Origin of the sequence: Leptolyngbya iicbica LK (assembly GCF_004212215.1) — a bacterium.
GTDB classification, from domain to species: Bacteria; Cyanobacteriota; Cyanobacteriia; order Phormidesmidales; family Phormidesmidaceae; genus Halomicronema; species Halomicronema iicbica.
In genome coordinates this window covers 1,498,618-1,517,592 of the sequence record NZ_QVFV01000001.1, presented here as the reverse complement: position 1 = coordinate 1,517,592, position 18,975 = coordinate 1,498,618, and the positions used below count along the sequence as shown (strand labels likewise).

Here is an 18,975-nt window from a genome sequence, read left to right as displayed (position 1 = left end):
CCACCCCAAACGTAGAAGTCACTCTGCCGCCGCCCCGGTTTGCGTTTCTAGCTGCGGCTCTTAGCGCCCGTTGATGCCCCAAACTACCCTTTCACCACGGCCCCAAAGTCGGCCAGCACGCGGGCGTGGTTGCGAAGGAGCCCCAAGAGATTCAATCGATTTTGCTGGATGGCGGGATCTTTGTCCATCACCATGACGCTGTCTGGCCCGTCAAAAAAGCGGCTGACCACGGGCGCGGCATTTTCCAGGCCCGCAATCAATTGCTGATAGTCGCGATCTCGCTGGGCGGTTTGGGTTTGGGGCAAGAGCGTTTGCAGCACGTCGTAAAAGGCTCGTTCCGAATCTTGTTGAAAGCGGCCCGGCTCGACTACCTGCGCGGGATCGAGGGTGGTCGTGTCTAGCTCCCCCTGAGCCGCTAGCCGGGCCGCCCGATTCACCGTTTCGTAAATTTTGGCGAGGGTGCCGTCCTGGCGAATGGATTGGAGATAAGTGGCGCGATCGCGCACGTCGAGTAAATCTGTCAGCGCCCGCTGGGTATAGGTCGGGTCGTTTTCACCCAGCACCGCATTGACCAAGTCGTAGTCGATCCCCAGATCGTCTTGCAGCAAGGTCTGCACCCGCTGGAGGAAAAAGTCCTGGAGCTGCGATCGCAGCGGTTCAGCTTGATCCACCGTCAGATCAGGATTGTCGACAAAGGTGCTGACAATTTGATCCAGCAGCTCGTGCAAATTGATGTCGAGGTTGGCGTCCCAGGTGACGGTGACGATCGCATTCGCCGCCCGTCGCAGCGCAAAGGGATCCGACGACCCGGTAGGTAACATGCCCAGGCTAAAGATGCTGACCAGGGTATCCAGGCGATCTGCCAGGCCCAGGGCTTGCCCAATCAGGGTTTGAGGTAGCTGATCATGTGCGCCCCGAGGCAAATAATGCTCGGCAATGGCGATCGCGACGGGCTCGGCTTCCCCACTATGACGCGCATATTTTTCCCCCATCACTCCCTGCAACTCGGGAAACTCACCCACCATTTGGGTGACCAAATCCGCTTTGCAGAGGTGGGCGGCGCGATGCAGGTGCAGCCGCTCGGTTTCGCCCAGATTCAACTGGTCGGCAATCAGGGTCGCGATCGCTTCGATGCGATCAACCTTCGCCCCCATCGAGCCCAGTCGCTCTTCAAAGGTGACGGTGTCGAGCTTGGTGACAAAGGTATCGAGAGAAACGGCGCGATCGGCGTCAAAGAAAAACTTGCCGTCGGAGAGCCGCGCTCGAATCACCCGGCCATTCCCCTCCGCAATCAGTTGCGACTTTTGGGGATCACCGTTGGAAATGGTGATGAAGTACGGCAGCAATTGATCCGCCGTCCCCGGTTGGAGGACGGGAAAATAGCGCTGGTGGCTCTCCATTTCCATGATAGCGACTTCGGACGGCAGTTCTAAAAACTCCGGCTCAAACTCGCCGACCACTGCGGTCGGCCATTCCACCAGGTTGGCAACTTCGCTCAGCAGGTCGCCATCAATGCGAGCCGTGCCGTTGACTCCGGCGGCGGCGGTTTCGACGGCGGCTTTGATCTGAGTTTGGCGATGGTCGACATCAACTTCTACGTAGGCATCGCGGAGGGCGGTGACGTAATCCTGCGCCTGTTTCAAAGTGATGGGGGCGGGATGCAAGACTCGGTGAGCTTGGGTAATGCGATCGCTCTCGCATTTCTCTGAGCCATTTTCCAGCGTTAGGGGAATCAAGGCGTCGTCGAGCAGCGTCACCAGCCAGCGAATCGGGCGCGGAAACTTGAAATCGCCATCGCCCCAGCGCATAAAGCGTTTGCCTTCTAAGCCCAAAATCCACTGCGGCACCCACTCTTGCAGCAGTTCGGTGGCTGGACGACCGGGAATCTGATGCTGCACAAAGACGAACTCGCCTTTGTCCGTCTCGCGAATTTCCAAATCATCCACGCTGACATTTTTGGATCGCGCAAAGCCCTCGGCGGCTTTTGTCGGTTTGCCATCTTTGAAGGCGGCTTTGGCGGGTGGCCCTTTGGCCTCCTCTTCGCGATCGGGCTGTTTTTCCGGCAAGTCTATTAACAGGAGTGCGAGACGGCGCGGCGTGCCATAGTAGCGAATCTCGCCTGGGGTCAAAAAAGCTTCCTCCAGTTCGGCGGGAATGCGATCGCGCCACTGGGCGAGGGCTTCTTCCACAAAACTTGCGGGCAGTTCTTCGGTCCCAACTTCTAATAAAAACGTTGCCATAACTCTCGTTGTCTTCCTGCCGTGGGCCGCCATTCAGGCACTGAGAAATGGGCCAGTGTTTGGACTTCCGTCAGCTGACTGTTGCCAGACTTGACCCAAACCAGTTGCGATCACTGCTGGTGCATGACGGAGTCCGTTCCAGCACATCACTGCGGGGAATCTGTGACCCGAGCAGTGACGGCAGACAGCCCATTCTCACAAACCTCAATAGTGTATCGCGAGGGCGAACCGTCCCCTACTCCAAGCGGCCAATCAAATAGTAAGTGCGCATCCGCCCCTTGCCTTTGATCTCAATTTCTTGAGCGGGGGTAAAGCGAAAGCGATCGCGGAGCCGTTCATAGGTGGCTTCCGTGACTTGAATCTTGCCGGGCTGGCCTTGTGATTCCATCCGACTGGCGACGTTGACGGTGTCGCCCCAGAGGTCATAGCTAAACTTCTTAATCCCAATCACTCCGGCTACCACGGTGCCGGTATTGATACCAATCCGCAGCTGTAATGGGATTCCCGATACCGGCTTAAACTGGCGAATCGCTGTCTGCATCGCCAGGGCCATTTCGGCCACGGCCCCAGCATGATCGGCACAGGGCACGGGCACTCCCCCCACCGCCATGTAGGCATCGCCAATCGTTTTGACCTTTTCTAAACGATAGTCTTCTGCCAGGTGGTCAAAGGCTGAGAAGATTTGATTCAGGAGATTGACGAGCCCTAGGGGACTGTATTGCGCGGCCAACGGGGTGAAGCTGACAATATCGGCAAATAGGACGGTCGCCTCGTCAAACCGCTCTGCCAATGAGCCTTGAAACTGCTTGAGTTGGTTGACCACTGCTTCCGGCAAAATATTGAGTAACAGCTGCTCGGATTTTTGTTGCTCTTGTCTCAGCGCGCTTTCCACTTCGTGACGTTCGCGGATTTCCCGCTGTAGTTGCACATTTTGTGCTTTCAGCTTGAGCGCCTGCTGGTGCAGCGTTTTTTGCAAGTTAGCTAACAGGGGTGAATAGCCGCGCTGTGCCATGATCTGTCGCATCTGGTGGGTGCGGTCAGATGGCTGGGTGAGTGAGAGATGTCGCTGTACCCGAGCGACAACTTCCTCAGGCCAATAGGGTAAGGGGATGAAATCAACCCCACCGACGGCAAAGGCCCGTAAGCGATCAACTTTCTGTTCCCCAGGGCCGATGAAGATTACCGGAATGTGGGCGGTCTGGGGGCGCTCATGTAATTGCTGACAAAAGTCATAGCCCTCGTGCTGGCCTGACGGCACTGTCAAGAGCACCAGATGGGGTAGCTGAGTCGTCAGCATGGGCCAAGCATCGGCGATCGCGTTAGCCTGATGTACGGTGGCTCCCAAATTTTCCAGACCTGACAACAACGCCGAAGACTGATTACCCAACGCATCAATGAGTAAAAGGCGGTAACCAGATTCTGCCGAGACAGGGTTCATAAAGTTGCTGGGGTGAGCGACCAAGAGATTGGCAGTAGGCAGTTTTGGTCAGCCAAGTAGCGCGTCCATACTGGACTGAATCAGCAGTCGCGGCTGAGGCTAAGCTCGGGGTCTGCCTTCAGTATGCCCAGCTTAACTCCGAGACCTGAGCGTCGGTTTTTGAGGGCACTCGCCCAGCGCAGCGACACCCGAACCGCTCATCGATACTGATGTTTTACGGTCGTCCCTGCCAGGATTCCGGGAAGTGGGTACAAATTGCAAGCCAACCAAACATCACTGACGATTGCTCAAGTGTGGCTTGAATTCACGTTCACGCTGGTCAGCGTACGCACTTTCCCTAGATGCTTTCATCCAGGGTTTCAATCAAGAGATCGACCTGTTCCTGGCGGGCTTGCAAAAAGCTTTCGCACTGTTGCAACTGCTGCACCGCGAGCTCAAATTCCTCGAAGACGGCAGCAAGGGGCAATTCGCCTTGTTCGAGCCGGGTCACAGTGGCTTCAATTTTGGTGACGGTCTCTTCGTAAGACCAGTTTTTGGGCAATTTGGCAGATTTGGTCATGGCTTTCGATGAAATTGCGAATTGAAGTTGATGGAGGTGGGAGGGGGAGCCGCTTTCGGAGTGGCAAAGGAGCAACCACAGCGATCAAAAATGATGTCAAGTTATGGCCTTAGGATGAGCGATCCTTGACTTCTACGGTGAGGGTGCCTCGGGCTAATTGCACCTGTAACTGATCGCCCACCGTGACTTGGTCGGCATGATCGATGACGCGATCGCCCTCTGCTCTCACGACGGCATACCCTCGTTTCAGCACTGATTCTGGATCAAGGGTCTGCAAGGTTTGGGCCAAATATTGACACTGTTGCCGCGCCGCTTGCAAGCGATATTGCACGAGCTGTCGTAACTGTTGTTGGTGCCAGGCGAGGCGCTGACGCTCTTGGTCGAGTTGGCGATCGAGCCGCAGCTGCTCTAGCCGACGGCGTAAGTCAGCCACCTGTTCGTAATGCATTTGCACCGCTGATTGCAGGGCTTCTTTTACCGTCTGACGGCGAGCTGCGTGATCGGCCCACAGGTCTGCAATATGGGGTACGGCGCACTCAGCGGCAGCCGTCGGGGTATGGGCACAAACATCCGCCGCCAGATCCGCCAGGGTTTCGTCGCGTTCATGACCAATGCCCGTCACGACTGGAATCGGACTGGTCGCGATCGCCCGCACCACTTGCTCGTCATCGAAGGCGTCTAAATCTTCTCGCGCTCCGCCGCCCCGCGCCACAATCAACAGCTCGGCCTGAGCGGTTCTACTGGCTCGCTCAATGGCTTGGGCAATTGACTTGGGCGCCTGAACCCCCTGCACGATCGCAGGCGACAGCACCACCTGCATCCCCGGTTGCCGCTGTTGTAAGGTGCGCTGAATGTCGCCCCAGGCCGCGGCTTGGGGGGAAGTAACGACGGCCAAGCGTTGAGGATAATCCGGCAAAGGCCGTTTCAGGTCCTCATCAAAGAGCCCTTCGGCGGTGAGCCGTTCTTGCAGTTGGCGGCGCTTCAACGCTTGCAGACCGGCCCCAGCGGGCAACAGTTGCAGCGTACTGAGCTGATACTGACCCCGGGCAGGATAGACGCGGATTTGTCCCAGCAAGAGGACTTGTTCGCCAGCGGCTGGCAGGGTTACGAGCTTTGACCGCTGCGATCGCCACACCACCGCCTGAATGGCCGCCGTCGCCTCAGTGTCTTGCAGCGTGAAGAAGATGTGCCCGCCGCGATCGCTGGCACTCGAGACCTCACCCATCACCCAGACTCGGTTGAGCTGCGGGTCTTGTTCGAGCAGCGCTTGGATATAGTCGGTGACCCCCGCCACACTCAGAGCGGTATCGGGAACGGCAACAGGAATTCGTGACATTTGAGGGGGAACTATGGGAGGGCGATCAGGTGGGTCAGGGGACAAACATAACGCTGGTATTTTAGTACATGCGTATGTATGATTGGAAGGGTTAAAAAAATCAGGTTTGTCGCTAGACTAGCGTTAACTTTGCTCAGCACTCTGCGATTTAAGGGACTGTATGGCTAAGACTACCACTGGGAATTCCGAGAAAGATAAAGCCCTAAATATGGTGCTCAACCAGATTGAGCGCAATTTTGGTAAAGGCTCCATCATGAAGCTGGGCGACGCTAGCCGGATGAAAGTGGCGACGGTGCCCACAGGCGCATTGACCCTAGATATGGCGCTAGGCGGTGGACTGCCCAAGGGGCGGGTAATTGAAATCTATGGCCCTGAGAGTTCCGGTAAAACGACCCTGGCGTTGCACGCGATCGCAGAGGTGCAAAAACAGGGGGGCACAGCGGCGTTTGTGGATGCTGAGCACGCCCTCGACCCCGTGTATGCAGGGGCTCTCGGTGTTGATATTGAAGAGTTGTTGGTGTCGCAACCGGACACGGGCGAAGCCGCTCTCGAAATCGTGGATCAGTTGGTGCGATCGTCCGCGATCGACATCGTCGTGGTGGATTCCGTCGCCGCTCTTGTCCCCCGCGCTGAAATCGAAGGGGAAATGGGCGATGCCCACGTCGGCTTACAGGCCCGCTTAATGAGCCAAGCCCTGCGGAAAATCACCGGAAACATTGGTAAATCTGGCTGTACAGTCGTCTTCCTTAACCAGCTGCGCTTGAAAATCGGCGTCGTTTACGGCAACCCGGAAACCACCACGGGGGGAAATGCCCTGAAGTTCTATGCCTCGGTACGGCTTGATATTCGCCGCATTCAAACCCTGAAGAAAGGCACCGAAGAATATGGCATCCGTGCCAAAGTCAAAGTCGCCAAAAATAAGGTGGCGCCCCCATTCCGCATCGCTGAGTTTGATGTGATTTTTGGTGAAGGCATTTCAAGCCTCGGCTGCATTGTTGATCTTGCTGAAAAGCACGACATCATTGTCCGCAAGGGCGCTTGGTACAGCTACAACGGCGAAAACATCAGTCAAGGCCGCGACAATGCCATCAAACTATTGAAAGAACAGCCTGAACTCGCCATCGAAATCGAAAATAAGGTGAAGCAGAAGCTCGAGATTGGTGGTTTTTCGGAGGCTGAGGCCACAGACGATTTTGATGATATGCCAGACGATGATTAAGGCATAGTCTGGAGGGTTGATGGGCGATCGCTAATGCCTAATCCAGGCAGCTAAATGCTTCTGGGTACGAGAAGACCCCCATTGAGGTGGCCTGCTCGTCTTCGTCGTTCGTTCTGGGAGTAGAACTAAGAGACGCTATCGCTTGCCTCTGCTTTGCGCATCGACTGTTGCCTTGTCTCTCGACGCTACAAAGTTGTGAAAAATGGATATTTGCGCCACGGTCATCAGGGGGGATTTTTCGCTGAAATCCGCTTCCAGCCTTTTCCTTTTTGGACGTAATATAGGTGGCAGTAAGGTTGTGACATTCTGCAAGAATTAGAAACTGTTTTTAATCACTATGACCAATGCGGTAGACGATAAATCGGTCGTTCGTGAGTATTTCAACGCCACTGGCTTTGATCGGTGGCGGCGGATTTACGGCGATGGCGAAGTCAACAAAGTCCAGCGCGACATTCGGAAAGGCCACCAGCAGACTATCGACACGGTGATGGCTTGGTTAGAAGCTGATGGCAATTTGAAAGGGCTATCGATTTGTGATGCGGGCTGCGGCGTCGGCAGTTTAAGCATTCCCTTAGCTCAAGCGGGCGCGGTGGTCACCGCCAGCGATATTTCTCAAAAAATGGTGGGTGAGGCCCATGAGCGGGCGATCGCTGCTCTCCCGGCTGGCCCGATTCCCTCGTTTCAAGCTTCTGATTTAGAGTCGCTGACGGGCAAGTACCACACGGTCATTTGTCTGGATGTGCTGATCCATTATCCCCAAGACAAAGCGGCGGGTATGATTCAGCATTTGAGCTCGCTAGCTGAGTCACGGGTGATTTTGAGTTTCGCGCCGAAAACTGCGTTTTACAGTGCTTTGAAAAAAGTCGGCAGCTTCTTCCCTGGCCCGAGTAAAGCGACGCGGGCTTATCTCCATGCGGAAAAAGATATCGTCCAGATTCTCGAATCGTTGGGGTGGAAGATTGAGCGCAAAGCCATGAACAAAACTCAGTTCTACTTTTCTCGCCTGATTGAAGCCGTTCGTTAGCCGCAGGCTCCACAGGCGTAGGGGCTGAACACAACAATTCCACAACGGTCTTCGGCGGAGCCACGGCTGTACTGTGCTGTATGCCGCCAAGTTGATTTTCCGCTTGGTGGTTGCTCCGCTGGTAGTTGATGACCAGGTTTTTCAAACCGCTCACTTTTTCTCTCAGTGGGCATTCTAAAGACGCTATGGAACGGATCACCCGAGCGATTTAGAAGCTAAGGTTTGAGAGATATAGCCATGGGCAAAGTTTACGAAATGCTGTGGGACTGTAAATTTTGCGGTCAGAAAAAGCTTTTCGCTAAAACCGATCGGACCTGTCCCCAATGCGGTGCATCCCAAGATCCCAGTTGGCGCTACTTTCCCTCTGACGCTGACAAGGTCGAGGTCAAAAACTATACCTTTGCTGGCAAAGATCGGATTTGCTCTGCCTGTGATTCGATTAATGCGGCTGACCAAAAATTTTGTATTCGCTGTGGTGCCCCGATGAAAGGGGCTGAAGAAGCAAGCACTGTGCCCTCGCGCAGCAAGCGCCACGAGGAAAGATTTGCGACCCAAAATCTAGACTTGTTGCAGGAAGCGCAGAGAGAACAGGCGATCGCGCAGGAGATGGCGAAACGCCAAGCCATGAGGCATCCTCGCCGGGCCAGGCAGCGTACTCAACCGGCAAAACCGGCTCGCCGATCGCTGGGCGATCGCTGGATGGCCAACAAGCCCGTCATCATCGGCGGCAGTATTGCGTCTGTAACGGGTTTGGGGGGACTGGTCGGGGTGGTGATGTACTCAATGACCATACCCGCAACGGTGGCTGTGACCGGCCATGACTGGCAGCGCCGCATTGCCATTGAAGTGTACGAGACCCGCTCTGATAGCGATTGGCAAGGTAGCGTACCCAGCGGCGCTTACGACGTGAGTTGCAGCACCCAACAGAGCGGCACTCGTCGGATTGCCGATGGCGAAACTTGCAGTACTCAACAGGTCGACCAGGGAGATGGCACCTTTCGGGAAGAGAGTTTTTGCACGACAACTTACCGTGAAGAGCCCGTTTATGACGAACACTGTACTTACAAGGTCGACGAGTGGAACGTAGATGAATGGGTGATTGCTGTGGGTGCCGGTTTATCGGATGAACCGATGTGGCCAACCGTCAATATTCAACCCTGTAGCAGCACGTCTCTGGGCTGTAAACGACAAGGGCGGAGCATCGAAACCTATACGCTACAGCTTGTCGATGTTGAGACGAACAAATCCTATCGCTGCGATCGCCCTCAATCAGAATGGCGCACCACCCCGGTGGGTACGCAGTTTGAGATTGAGATTGGGCGATTTTATGACGATGCTCGTTGCCATAGCCTGGTACGTCAGTAACGTCTCAAGGGCTCTGTCTGGGGGCGGCGTGGGCCACCTTCTCATGGCTGGACAGTCTTATGCTAAAGACTGTTGCAGGCGTCGGGTGAGGTGCATGCCCATGGGCAAAATTGGGACGAAACTGTTGATAACAGTACAGGTAATGCTGTCGCGCTGGAGGCGATGGTGTTTGGTGGGGTTGTTAGCGGGTGGTCTTTTGACCGGAGTATGGTGGCCCGGAGTGGGGCGATCGCAACCCTCGCCTCATATCGCTGTGGGCACTGGGGGAGCGGTTGCCAGTGTTGATCAGCGGGCGACTCAGATTGGCCTCGACGTCTTAAAGTCAGGTGGCAATGCCGTGGATGCCGCTGTCGCGACGGCTGCTGCGTTGGGTGTCACTGATCCCTTTTCGGCAGGGATTGGTGGTGGCGGCTTTATGCTGATTTACCAGCCCGATCGTGACACGGTGATTACCCTGGATGGTCGAGAGGAAGCACCCGCCGCCGTGACTCCCGAGTTATTTCGCGACCCCGACAGTGACACAGGCGAAAATTTGCCGTTTTTCCCCAATCGCATCAGCAGCGGCCTCGCGGTCGGCGTGCCGGGAACGCCGCTGAACTGGGCCACGGCACTGGAACGATACGGTACGCGATCGCTCGCCGAAATCCTGCAACCGTCTATTGATCTGGCCGAGTCGGGCTTCACGGTCGATGCCACTTTTGCGGAGCAAGTTGACCGGAATCGCGATCGCTTCGCGGCCTTCACCAGCACCCGTGACCTGTACTTGCCAGGGGGGGAATCGCCCGCCATTGGCAGTCGTTTTCGGAATCCGGACTTAGCTGCGACGTACCGCCGCCTGGCGACTCTCGGCGTCAATGATTTTTATCGCGGTGACTTGGCCCGCGCGATCGCCCAAACCGTGCAAGCGCCTCCCGCAGTCGAAGCGCCTCCCTTCAAAGTCTGGCCGGGAAGGTTAACCGAGGCCGACCTGGATCGCTATGAGGTGCGGGTGCGTTCCCCGGTGACCAGCACCTATCGTAGCTATCGCCTCTTTGGCATGGGCTTGCCCAGTAGCGGGGGCTTGACTGTAGCCCAAACCCTGAAGCTATTGGAAGGCTTTGATCTCAGTGCCATGACCGAAGCGGAGGCGTTGCACTGGCTGATCGAAGCGGAACGGTTGGCGTTTAGCGATCGCAATGCCTATCTGGGTGACCCGGAATATGTGGATGTGCCGCTGGCTGGCCTGTTCAACGATGACTATCTCCGTCAGCGGCGCAGTGAACTGCCGCCAAGGGCTCCGGAGGATGAGGCCAACTATCGAGCGATCGCTGGGGATCCCCTGCCTTTTCAGCGCGATCCGAGTCCCAGCCTCACGACCCTACCCCCGGTCGCTCAAGCCTCTTCTCCTGGGGGCCTCTCAACGACTCATCTCACGGTGGTCGATCGCGATGGCATGGCTGTGGCTTACACGCTCACCCTGGAATCCACGGGCGGTTCCGGCATGGTGGTGCCTGGCTACGGTTTCATTTTGAATAATGAATTGACAGATTTTGACCCCGAGGCGCCGCATCCCAACGTGCCAGAACCAGGCAAGCGGCCCCGCAGTAGCATGGCCCCCACAATCGCGCTGACACCCGATGGCGGCCTACTAGCGTTTGGGTCTCCTGGTGGTTCCACTATCATCACCACCGTTTTGCAGATTGCCGTGAATGTAATGGACTTAGGGATGAACCTGGAGGACGCGATCGCGGCCCCCCGGCTATCGCAACGCAACAGTGGTGTCACCCTGGTCGATCAGGGATTCGAACTCACAGATTTGGGTGAAGCTCTATCACTCCAAGGTCATCAATTGACCTCTACCGATGAAATCGGGGCGGCTACTGGCATCCTTGTCAAGCCAGACGGCAGGGCGATCGCCGTTGCCGAACCGACGAGACGCGGAGGTGGTAGTGCCCTAGCCTTGCCCTAGCAAGCGCTCTCTGTCTATGGAGATAGATGTTGAAGAAATGTTGCAAATTCTCTGGAGAATAGTTACATTTGTAAACAAGAGGTTGTAGAAGCCTCTATCCCCTTGAAGCAACAGAGGTTTGTAACATGACTGAAGAGCAAGGAAAGTTTGGTTTCACCGAGTTTGCAGAGAACTGGAATGGCCGTTTGGCAATGCTTGGTTTTGTAATCGGCATCGCGACTGAATTGATCACTGGCCAAGGCATCCTGTCTCAGCTAGGTCTGATGTAATTTTTACAATTCGTTTCAAGGTTGAGTCTCTTTGGTCTTGGTAAGGCTCAGCCAGTATTTCTAGGAGACATCGTCTCCCAGTCAGAGGTTCTGAGGGTAAGCGCTAAGCTTGCCCTTTTTTATTGTTCGCTGGTCATGGCAAGGCTGTCCCGGACTGGATATTCATGGTTCTTCAGCAACACATTGGATCACGGTGAATTGCTGGGCTGAATGCGGGAGCGGCAACACTTTGGTGTCGGGCGTCGCTGCCGACAAATTGGCCTGATATGGTGACATAAGCGGGCGATCGCCCCTGCCCCATCATGCAAAGGTAGACAACGTGGTGCCCCCCATTCAATCGTTTTTGGAAACGCTGTATCAAGAGTATCGGGACTTAACGGCTGGGCAGGTCGCCAGCTATATTCCCGAACTTGCCAAAGCCGATGCCCGCAAATTTGCCATCAGTGTCGTCACGCTGGATGGTCGCATGTTTCAAGTGGGAGATTTTCAGCAAGAGTTCACCATTCAGTCCATTTCCAAAGTATTTGTCTACGGTATGGCGATGGAGGATTGGGGGCGCGATCGCTTACTGGAAAAAGTTGGCGTGGAACCCACAGGCGATCCCTTCAACTCCCACATTCGCCTGGATGAAACCTCCCACCGTCCGGATAATCCCATGATCAACGCGGGGGCGATCGCCACCACCAGTCTGATCAAAGGCGATACCCCTACCGAACGCCTCAATCGGATGCTGGCCATGTTTCAGCGCTACGTCGGCAGAGATGTTTACGTCGATATTTCGACCTTTCTGTCGGAAAAGGCCACTGGGCATCGTAACCGCGCCATGGCCCACCTCATGCTCAATTTCGGCATGATCAACGGCGATATTGAAGAAGCCCTCGATCTGTACTTTCAGCAATGTGCCCTGCTGGTCACTTGCCAAGATTTGGCGACGATGGCTGCTGCGCTCGCGAATCAGGGAAAACACCCCATTACAGGGCAGCGAGTTTTGCAGCCAGAGTATGTCCGCGATGTGCTCAGCGTGATGTACACCTGCGGCATGTATAACTTTGCGGGGGAATGGGCCTTTCGGGTGGGCATTCCAGCCAAAAGTGGGGTGTCGGGCGGGCTCATCGCGGTGGTGCCCAACCAAGCGGGCATTGCGGTGTTCTCGCCGCCTTTGGATGAACATGGCAATAGCGTTCGCGGCCTCAAGGTGTTTGAAGCCCTATCGCAAGAATACGGCTTCCACATGTTTGATCTGTCGATGGGTCACTGCCGCTTCCATCAAGGTTTAACGGCAGACTTAGTCGAGCCAACTGGTCGCCCTTTGCCGAATACGCCGACTCCCAGCTAGGGGCGCGAGGAAAGTCGAGGGTGCGCCGGGACAGAGTACTTGGCGCGACAGCGATCGCTGTCGCCGCGTCTTGGCGGATTTGAGCAATAATTTATACCTGAAAAGTGGATTTTTACCGAAAAAATCTGTCGAAAGGGGATGACATTGCCTCGAAATATAAAATATACTGATATTAACGACGATAAGATTTCTCTCTTCAACTAAATTGAATACGCTTAGTGTTTCCTCTGACATCCATTTCCCTCGACCTTTCTTGGGAAGACCGTTTCAACTAAATATATCTTCGCGTGGCGATCGCGATTCCATGGCCTCGCAATCCTCAAATCGCGCCCCAAAGGCCGGAAATCGGCTGATCGGTCAATTTGATTTACCTATCGATCAGCTCAGTATATTCACGATTCTCCTCTCCGGTTTGGTTACTGGCGGCAGCTACAGCACGCTCATTTGGGGCGATCGCCTGACCGCGTTGCTCCCGGCCTATACCGAATGGCCGCTGTTCTTCACGACGCTGCGGTTGGTAGTGGCCAGCGTTGCGGGATAGCGAGCGAGGGCGATCGCCCCAAACAATCCCATCATTCTTGGCAAAAGACGATTACCGATAGGGGACGCTCCCTTTCAAAGGGAGCGTCCCCTGCCTGCTCTGAATGCGATCGCTACGTAGGCACCAGTTCACCGGGGCGCAGCTTCGACCATTTGCCCATTTCTTCCACAAAGCTGTCGCAGCCGACCACATCCCATTCCATCTCGATAATGTCGCCATCTTGGCGAATGTTGACATTAATGGTGGGGTTAGTCGCCTCAAAAGTTGGCGACTCCGTCAGGTGGGGTTGCTGGTGCTGGGTTTCGACCGCGTTGTAGGTAGTGCAGCGATCGACATAGTGGCAATTCACACAAATGCACATTGGATCTTTTCCGAAGAAACGGCCTACTGTGGAACAAGAGAGTGCTAAGTTTTTGCTAATCTAGCGCAACTTGCGGTTGAGCTGCTGTCAGAGTGGGAAGCAATGTTGCAAAATGAAAAGCTGTGCCTTCATCGGTGAATCCCCTCTCGTTCCCGAAGGCTTTGTTGTTTACCCGTCGTCCTGCATTGCAAGCTGTTTCCCTCGAACAATCTCCCTTCGCTGCTGCTGCGCTGTCCGTGAGCTCTGTACTATCGCCTCAGACCTGGCCTTTTGAGCTATCCCTCCTGCCGGAATCGGCGCATTTAGTGGGCGGGAGTGTACGCGATGCGCTGCTAGGCCGCAAAGCCGACTATCTGGATTTGGACTTTGTGGTGCCCTGTCAGGCGGTGGAAACGGCGCGAGCGATCGCCCGTCACTACGGAGCCGGATTTGTCGTGCTCGATCCGCAGAATCAGATTGCGCGGGTGGTGTTTCCCCAGGCGACGGTGGACTTTGCCCAACAAGTGGGGGACAGTCTGGAGTCCGACTTGCATCGCCGCGATTTCACCGTGAACGCGATCGCCTACCATCCCCACACCGAGCAGGTCTTTGACCCGCTGGGGGGCTGTGCTGATTTAGAACGGCGAGTGCTGCGGATGATTGCGGCAGATAATCTGGCGGACGATCCCCTGCGGCTCTTGCGGGCCTATCGGCAGGCGGCGCAGCTTGATTTCACCCTGGATGAACCGACTCGCTCCACCATTCACGAACTGGCTCCGCTGCTGGGCAAAGTGGCGGCAGAGCGCGTGCGCGGCGAACTGGATAGCCTGTTAAGCAAGCCCGAGGGTACGCCGCTGATGAAGCTGGCCTGGGAAGATGATGTGCTCTGTACCTGGCTTCCCAACCTGTCAGCCGTGCAGATTCGGCAGTTAGCGGCAGTGGATGCGGCAGCCGCGCAGTTGCAGGAGCATTGTCCTGGATTTGCGGCGTTGCTCAGCGGGTGGATTAAAGAACAGACGCCCCCCGGATTTCACCGGAGCTGGTTTAAGGCAGCCAAGCTGAGTCGTATCTTGTCGCCCGATGTGGATATTGCCGAAACGGAACTGACCCACTTCAAATACAGCCGGGCCGAGCAGCAAGCGGTGCTGGCGATTTTGCGCAGTTGGGAAGTGTTGCAGGCGATCGCGCAGGGCGATGACGCGCCCCGACAGCAATATCAACTGTTTAAAACAGCGGGCAACAGCTTCATTGCGTTAGTTCTGGTGGGCTTGGCAGAAGGTATTCCTTTGCCAGTGTTGACGCAGCTGATTGAGCGCTTCCTGAATCCGGCGGATCCGGTGGCTCATCCCCATGCGTTGGTGACGGGGCGCGATTTGATTCAGCAATTGGGGCTGCGTCCGGGGCCGCACATTGGGCAACTACTCGCCGCCGCCGAAATCGCCCATGCTGAGGGAACGATCACGACCTCGGCAGAGGCCCTGACCTGGCTGGGGCAGCAAGTGCATCGCTAGGGGGGCTTGAACGGCTAAGGCGGCTGTTGTTGCTGTTGTCGCACCGATTCAAGTCTGATGCCTAAGCGGCGGAGCGATCGGGCAGAACCCATAGAACAGCGGGGCAAATGATTACTGTGGAGACGCTAATCATCAGGCAAATCCATAGTCCTTGTACTTGTTCGGGGGTCATGGGGGTAACGCTCCTGGCGTGGTGATGTTGATAAAAACAGCCCCATTGCGCGGCTCTCCCGGTTAGGTTTTGTGTTCTTGCTCACAGGATCAGGTGATGGTTGCCCCACACAGCAAACAGCCACCCCAGACGATACCGCTGAGGTGGCTGAAAGTGATCCTATCCAGGACTCTGTGAGGTCTTAACGCATGGTGACGAACTCTTCGGCGGCGCTGGGGTGAATGCCCACCGTGGCGTCAAAGTTCGCTTTGGTCGCCCCCGTTTTAAGCGCGATCGCCACCCCTTGGATAATTTCGGCGGCATCGTCACCGACCATGTGAGCCCCGATCACGCGATCGCTCTCCACATGCACGATCAGCTTCATCAGCGTCTTGGTCTGAATATCCGGCATGGTGTAAAACATGGGGCGGAATTTTGAGCGATACACCTTGATGCCATCTTCGCCATATTGGGCGATCGCTTCTGCTTCCGTCAGGCCCACGGTGGCGGCTTCTGGCGAGGTAAAGACGGCAGTGGGGATATTGTCGTAGCTCATGGTGCGCGACTGCCCGCCAAACTGCGTGTCGGCAAAGGCGCGACCTTCGGAAATCGCCACTGGGGTCAAATTGACCTTATCCGTCACGTCTCCGACCGCGAAAATGTGGGGCTCAGCAGTGGTGCTGTATTGATCGACGGCGATCGCGCCCGCCGCCAACTCCACCTGAGTATTTTCCAGCCCCAGCTTCTCGATGTTCGGCTTGCGGCCCAGGGCGGCTAAGCTCACCACATCGGCCAGAATGTGCTCTTCGTGCCCATTGATCAACACACAGACATCCACGCCATTGTCCGTTTTGGCCACGTGCTTGATGTCCGTCTGCGTCATGATGTGGATGCCGTCGGCAACCATCTTGGCTTGAATTTCATCGCGAATGTCTTCGTCAAAGCCGCGCAAAATCTTGTCGCCGCGAATGACTTGCGTCACCTCAGTGCCCAATCCATTCAGAATGCAGGCAAATTCACAGCCGATGTAGCCCCCGCCCAAAATGACCGCTTTGTGCGGTTGTTCTGGCAGGTGGAAAATATCGTCTGAGGTGATGGCGTGTTCGATGCCGGGGATGGGGGGCAATACAGGTTTGCCGCCCACGGCAATGAGAATCTTCTCCGCCGTGATCTTTTCGCCGCCGACATCCAACGTGTGGGAGTCGATAAAGCTGGCATAGTGCGGAAATACTTGCACGTTAGAGCGCTCTAACATGCCGTCATAGATGCCGTTCAGCCGTTTGAGTTCGTTTTCTACCGCCTTGATCAGAGTTGACCAGTTAAATTTGCTGTCGCTTTGGCTCCAGCCATACCCCGTTGCCGCATGAAACTGCTCGGGAAAGCGGGACGCATACATCATCAGCTTTTTGGGAACGCAGCCACGATTGACGCAGGTGCCGCCGATAGTCCAAGCCTCAGCGACGCCGACTTTAGCCCCATATTGGGCCGCTCGCCGAGCGGATGAAATGCCCCCGGAGCCCCCGCCAATTACAAATAGGTCGAAATCGTAGCTCATAAATGTTCCTCCTTGATTCCCATGACTGATAGACCGACAACTGCTCACAAACCCGCTTGAGTGCCTGACTGGGGGCGACTGTCAACGGTGACGGGATGCTGATCTGGGTCAGTAAACCGCAATCCACAGACCTCCGGAGCGGTGACTAGTTTGCGCGATCGCACAATGCCCAACTGTGTGTCATCGGGGTTTTCTTTTTCCATTGTAAAAGTTGTTGTAAGGGCCGTTGGCGAGTCAGGGCAATTCTGGTTGGGGATGTCAACGGATGCTCATGCTGAAGGTCGAATTGCGATCGCCCACCACGGACTCCCACAGACTCCCTTGAGAATCCACAATCCCCAACAGAGGTGGCGCGCGAGTCATGTTGCAGTTATGTATCAATGGCGAGCGATTTGCTCTATATAGGGTAAGTTTTATGGGCGATACGCTGCATCTAGCGTTAAGTGCTGCACTCGTGGGAGCGACAACGGGGAGTTGGCAAAAAATCGGCGACTTTTTGAAAGGACTGAGTGTGCGTTGGCGGCTTTGCCGCTAAAATGCGGTGATTCTTCGGGGTGCTCTGGGTGATGGATGGGCATGACATGGGTCAGCAGGCATTGACAGCAGGTGGTGAAAAGATGACTGCAAATGGGATGCGACCAACCCCGCAAATTCGACGGCGGCGTTGGTGGGTGAGTACGGTGGTGCTGGCGATCGCGATCGCGCTGTGCCATAGCCTGATTTTGCATACGCCTGTGCAGGCCATGGAGCGTTCGTTCCTCATCAGCCAGTCCATTGATGACCTGCGGGAGCAAAAAGAGACGATTGACCAAAAGCGTCAAAACATTCAACAGCAAACCCAGCAGCTAGAGCGACAAACCGATCAAGCTGAGCAGAATTTAGATGTTCTGCAAAACACCATTGCTGCCACGGCCCAGCAAATTGCTGACACCGAATTTCGCTTGGCTAAAGCGGAGGATGAACTCAAGGCGCTTGAAAATGACTTGCTGAAAGCCGAAGCCGCTTACGAAGATGTGCGCCGCGCCGCAGTGGGCCGCTTGCAGTTTTTGCAGCGTCAGCAAGGGGGCGAGGGGTGGGCGGTGTTGCTCCAGAGCGAAAATTTCAATGAATTTTTGGATCGTCGCTATCAGTTACAGCGGGTCTATCAGGCCGATCGCAATGTGCTGGTCGACCTGAAGGCCAAGGCGGATGAGATTAAACAGCAACGGGCCGTGGTCGAGTCGCAAAAGACCCGAGTCTTTTTGCTGCGGCAAGAACTGTTGGCGAAAAAACAGCAGTATGAAGCCGAAGCCTCGCAGCAAGAGTTGCTCATCAGTCGCCTGCAAACCGATAAAGCGGCCTTAGCTGCTGCTCAAGAGCAACTGGCTAGGGATTCGGAAGAAATTGCTGCCCTCATTCGTCAAAGAGTTGCCGCTTCGACGGGGGTGGTGCGCGGGACTGGTGTCTTTGTGTTTCCTGTGAATGGACGCATGACCAGCGGCTTTGGCTATCGCCGTCACCCCATTTTGGGCACTTCGCGCCTTCATGCGGGGGTCGATTTTGGCGCGCCGACCGGCACGACCATTTATGCGGCAGATTCAGGCCGAGTGATTTTTTCCGGTTGGCGCGGCGGCTATGGCAACACCGTGATCGTTGACCATGGTGGGGGCATCACGACGCTATATGCCCACTGCAGTCGATTGTTTGTCAGTGCGGGCCAAGCCGTCAGTCAAGGGCAGGCGATCGCGGCAGTCGGTTCCACGGGCCTATCCACAGGGCCGCACCTGCATTTCGAGGTGCGGCAAAACGGGTCGCCAGTTAACCCGATGGCGTACCTTTAGCCCTTGCTGCGGTTGATGTGTTCCATAATGCGCATCTTGCGAGCTTGCTCCGCTCTTTCGTCGGGCACAGTCGGCCCTAACTTAATGTTGGAACTAAGGGATAGGTGCTTTTGGATTTGCTCTTTGCTGGCCATGGCGTCTCTTTGGGGATGAGGTTTACAACAAAAAAGCCAGGATATGTCGACGAATCCTCGAAAGACGTATCCTGGCAATCATCACTATGAGGAACATTCTCCAGCGGCAGCGGAGAAGCGCCTTTGTATTTCTTAATATACTCTCGTGGGGAACAAATCTCAATCAGTCGCTGGGGGGAGTGACCCGCT

17 protein-coding genes are annotated in these 18,975 nt (G+C 55.7%); 9 read left to right on the top strand and 8 right to left on the bottom strand.

Translation table 11 applies throughout. The features are described from left to right. Nucleotides 1-83 precede the first annotated feature (83 nt). The 4 genes from glyS to xseA all read right to left on the bottom strand — a co-directional run bounded on the left by glyS (nucleotide 84) and on the right by xseA (nucleotide 5,573). Nucleotides 84-2,240, bottom strand: coding sequence for a glycine--tRNA ligase subunit beta (gene glyS, locus DYY88_RS06370; protein ID WP_039726045.1), 2,157 nt, complete (start codon nucleotides 2,238-2,240; stop codon nucleotides 84-86). Nucleotides 2,241-2,475: 235 nt separating this feature from the next. After that, entirely contained in the window at nucleotides 2,476-3,678 is a 1,203-nt protein-coding gene (locus tag DYY88_RS06365; protein WP_039726044.1) for an adenylate/guanylate cyclase domain-containing protein, read from the bottom strand. A gap of 337 nt (nucleotides 3,679-4,015) precedes the next feature. Continuing rightward, a complete protein-coding gene (gene xseB / locus DYY88_RS06360; protein WP_039726043.1) occupies nucleotides 4,016-4,237 on the bottom strand; it encodes an exodeoxyribonuclease VII small subunit in 222 nt (73 codons plus the stop codon). A gap of 109 nt (nucleotides 4,238-4,346) precedes the next feature. Then, a complete protein-coding gene (gene xseA / locus DYY88_RS06355) occupies nucleotides 4,347-5,573 on the bottom strand; it encodes an exodeoxyribonuclease VII large subunit (RefSeq protein ID WP_039726042.1) in 1,227 nt (408 codons plus the stop codon). Nucleotides 5,574-5,733: 160 nt separating this feature from the next. Here xseA and recA point away from each other — a divergent pair, with 160 nt between their 5' ends. The 7 genes from recA (at nucleotide 5,734) to DYY88_RS06320 (ending at nucleotide 13,275) form a co-directional block, all read left to right on the top strand. Then, nucleotides 5,734-6,792 carry a recombinase RecA gene (gene recA, locus DYY88_RS06350; protein ID WP_039726041.1) on the top strand — a complete coding sequence of 353 codons (1,059 nt, stop codon included), beginning with the start codon at nucleotides 5,734-5,736 and terminating at the stop codon, nucleotides 6,790-6,792. A gap of 337 nt (nucleotides 6,793-7,129) precedes the next feature. Further along, complete coding sequence (gene bchM / locus DYY88_RS06345) at nucleotides 7,130-7,816, top strand: magnesium protoporphyrin IX methyltransferase (protein WP_039726040.1); 687 nt, start codon at nucleotides 7,130-7,132, stop codon at nucleotides 7,814-7,816. A gap of 237 nt (nucleotides 7,817-8,053) precedes the next feature. Continuing rightward, entirely contained in the window at nucleotides 8,054-9,181 is a 1,128-nt protein-coding gene (locus tag DYY88_RS06340) for a zinc ribbon domain-containing protein (protein WP_039726039.1), read from the top strand. A 100-nt stretch (nucleotides 9,182-9,281) separates the two neighbouring features. Continuing rightward, nucleotides 9,282-11,129: a gamma-glutamyltransferase gene (gene ggt / locus DYY88_RS06335; protein WP_236146326.1), complete on the top strand. Its 1,848-nt coding sequence runs from the start codon at nucleotides 9,282-9,284 to the stop codon at nucleotides 11,127-11,129. A 125-nt stretch (nucleotides 11,130-11,254) separates the two neighbouring features. Next, entirely contained in the window at nucleotides 11,255-11,398 is a 144-nt protein-coding gene (locus DYY88_RS06330; protein WP_039726038.1) for a CAB/ELIP/HLIP family chlorophyll-binding protein, read from the top strand. 319 nt (nucleotides 11,399-11,717) lie between these two features. Next, a complete protein-coding gene (glsA, locus tag DYY88_RS06325; protein ID WP_302849229.1) occupies nucleotides 11,718-12,734 on the top strand; it encodes a glutaminase A in 1,017 nt (338 codons plus the stop codon). Between the two features lie 304 nt (nucleotides 12,735-13,038). Beyond that, nucleotides 13,039-13,275, top strand: coding sequence for a hypothetical protein (locus DYY88_RS06320; protein WP_039726037.1), 237 nt, complete (start codon nucleotides 13,039-13,041; stop codon nucleotides 13,273-13,275). A 112-nt stretch (nucleotides 13,276-13,387) separates the two neighbouring features. On the opposite strand, the gene DYY88_RS06315 is transcribed toward DYY88_RS06320, so the two are convergent. Continuing rightward, nucleotides 13,388-13,636, bottom strand: a complete 249-nt coding sequence (locus DYY88_RS06315) for a Ycf34 family protein (protein WP_039726036.1) — start codon at nucleotides 13,634-13,636, stop codon at nucleotides 13,388-13,390. A 122-nt stretch (nucleotides 13,637-13,758) separates the two neighbouring features. Here DYY88_RS06315 and DYY88_RS06310 point away from each other — a divergent pair, with 122 nt between their 5' ends. Then, on the top strand, nucleotides 13,759-15,126 hold the full coding sequence (locus DYY88_RS06310; protein WP_242517578.1) for a tRNA nucleotidyltransferase/poly(A) polymerase-related protein: 1,368 nt from the start codon (nucleotides 13,759-13,761) through the stop codon (nucleotides 15,124-15,126). Between the two features lie 353 nt (nucleotides 15,127-15,479). On the opposite strand, the gene gorA is transcribed toward DYY88_RS06310, so the two are convergent. Next, a complete protein-coding gene (gene gorA / locus DYY88_RS06305; protein WP_039726035.1) occupies nucleotides 15,480-16,832 on the bottom strand; it encodes a glutathione-disulfide reductase in 1,353 nt (450 codons plus the stop codon). Between the two features lie 44 nt (nucleotides 16,833-16,876). After that, complete coding sequence (locus tag DYY88_RS24010; RefSeq protein ID WP_160299521.1) at nucleotides 16,877-17,035, bottom strand: hypothetical protein; 159 nt, start codon at nucleotides 17,033-17,035, stop codon at nucleotides 16,877-16,879. Nucleotides 17,036-17,449: 414 nt separating this feature from the next. Between DYY88_RS24010 and DYY88_RS06300 the strand changes: the two genes are divergently transcribed. Then, the gene (locus DYY88_RS06300) at nucleotides 17,450-18,652 is read left to right on the top strand and encodes a murein hydrolase activator EnvC family protein (RefSeq protein ID WP_084607210.1); all 1,203 of its coding nucleotides are present in this window, start codon (nucleotides 17,450-17,452) and stop codon (nucleotides 18,650-18,652) included. Here DYY88_RS06300 and DYY88_RS24005 read toward each other — a convergent pair. Further along, nucleotides 18,649-18,786, bottom strand: coding sequence for a hypothetical protein (locus tag DYY88_RS24005; RefSeq protein ID WP_165390101.1), 138 nt, complete (start codon nucleotides 18,784-18,786; stop codon nucleotides 18,649-18,651). The genes DYY88_RS06300 and DYY88_RS24005 overlap by 4 nt on opposite strands. Nucleotides 18,787-18,975: the final 189 nt, after the last annotated feature.

Coding starts and splice junctions, on each gene's coding strand:
- DYY88_RS24010 (WP_160299521.1), bottom strand. CDS start 17,035: ATGGAAAAAGAAAACCCCGATGACACACAGTTGGGCATTGTGCGATCG.
- ggt (WP_236146326.1), top strand. CDS start 9,282: ATGGGCAAAATTGGGACGAAACTGTTGATAACAGTACAGGTAATGCTG.
- DYY88_RS24005 (WP_165390101.1), bottom strand. CDS start 18,786: ATGGCCAGCAAAGAGCAAATCCAAAAGCACCTATCCCTTAGTTCCAAC.
- xseB (WP_039726043.1), bottom strand. CDS start 4,237: ATGACCAAATCTGCCAAATTGCCCAAAAACTGGTCTTACGAAGAGACC.
- xseA (WP_039726042.1), bottom strand. CDS start 5,573: ATGTCACGAATTCCTGTTGCCGTTCCCGATACCGCTCTGAGTGTGGCG.
- DYY88_RS06365 (WP_039726044.1), bottom strand. CDS start 3,678: ATGAACCCTGTCTCGGCAGAATCTGGTTACCGCCTTTTACTCATTGAT.
- gorA (WP_039726035.1), bottom strand. CDS start 16,832: ATGAGCTACGATTTCGACCTATTTGTAATTGGCGGGGGCTCCGGGGGC.
- DYY88_RS06340 (WP_039726039.1), top strand. CDS start 8,054: ATGGGCAAAGTTTACGAAATGCTGTGGGACTGTAAATTTTGCGGTCAG.
- bchM (WP_039726040.1), top strand. CDS start 7,130: ATGACCAATGCGGTAGACGATAAATCGGTCGTTCGTGAGTATTTCAAC.
- glyS (WP_039726045.1), bottom strand. CDS start 2,240: ATGGCAACGTTTTTATTAGAAGTTGGGACCGAAGAACTGCCCGCAAGT.
- DYY88_RS06300 (WP_084607210.1), top strand. CDS start 17,450: ATGACTGCAAATGGGATGCGACCAACCCCGCAAATTCGACGGCGGCGT.
- DYY88_RS06320 (WP_039726037.1), top strand. CDS start 13,039: ATGGCCTCGCAATCCTCAAATCGCGCCCCAAAGGCCGGAAATCGGCTG.
- recA (WP_039726041.1), top strand. CDS start 5,734: ATGGCTAAGACTACCACTGGGAATTCCGAGAAAGATAAAGCCCTAAAT.
- DYY88_RS06330 (WP_039726038.1), top strand. CDS start 11,255: ATGACTGAAGAGCAAGGAAAGTTTGGTTTCACCGAGTTTGCAGAGAAC.
- DYY88_RS06315 (WP_039726036.1), bottom strand. CDS start 13,636: ATGTGCATTTGTGTGAATTGCCACTATGTCGATCGCTGCACTACCTAC.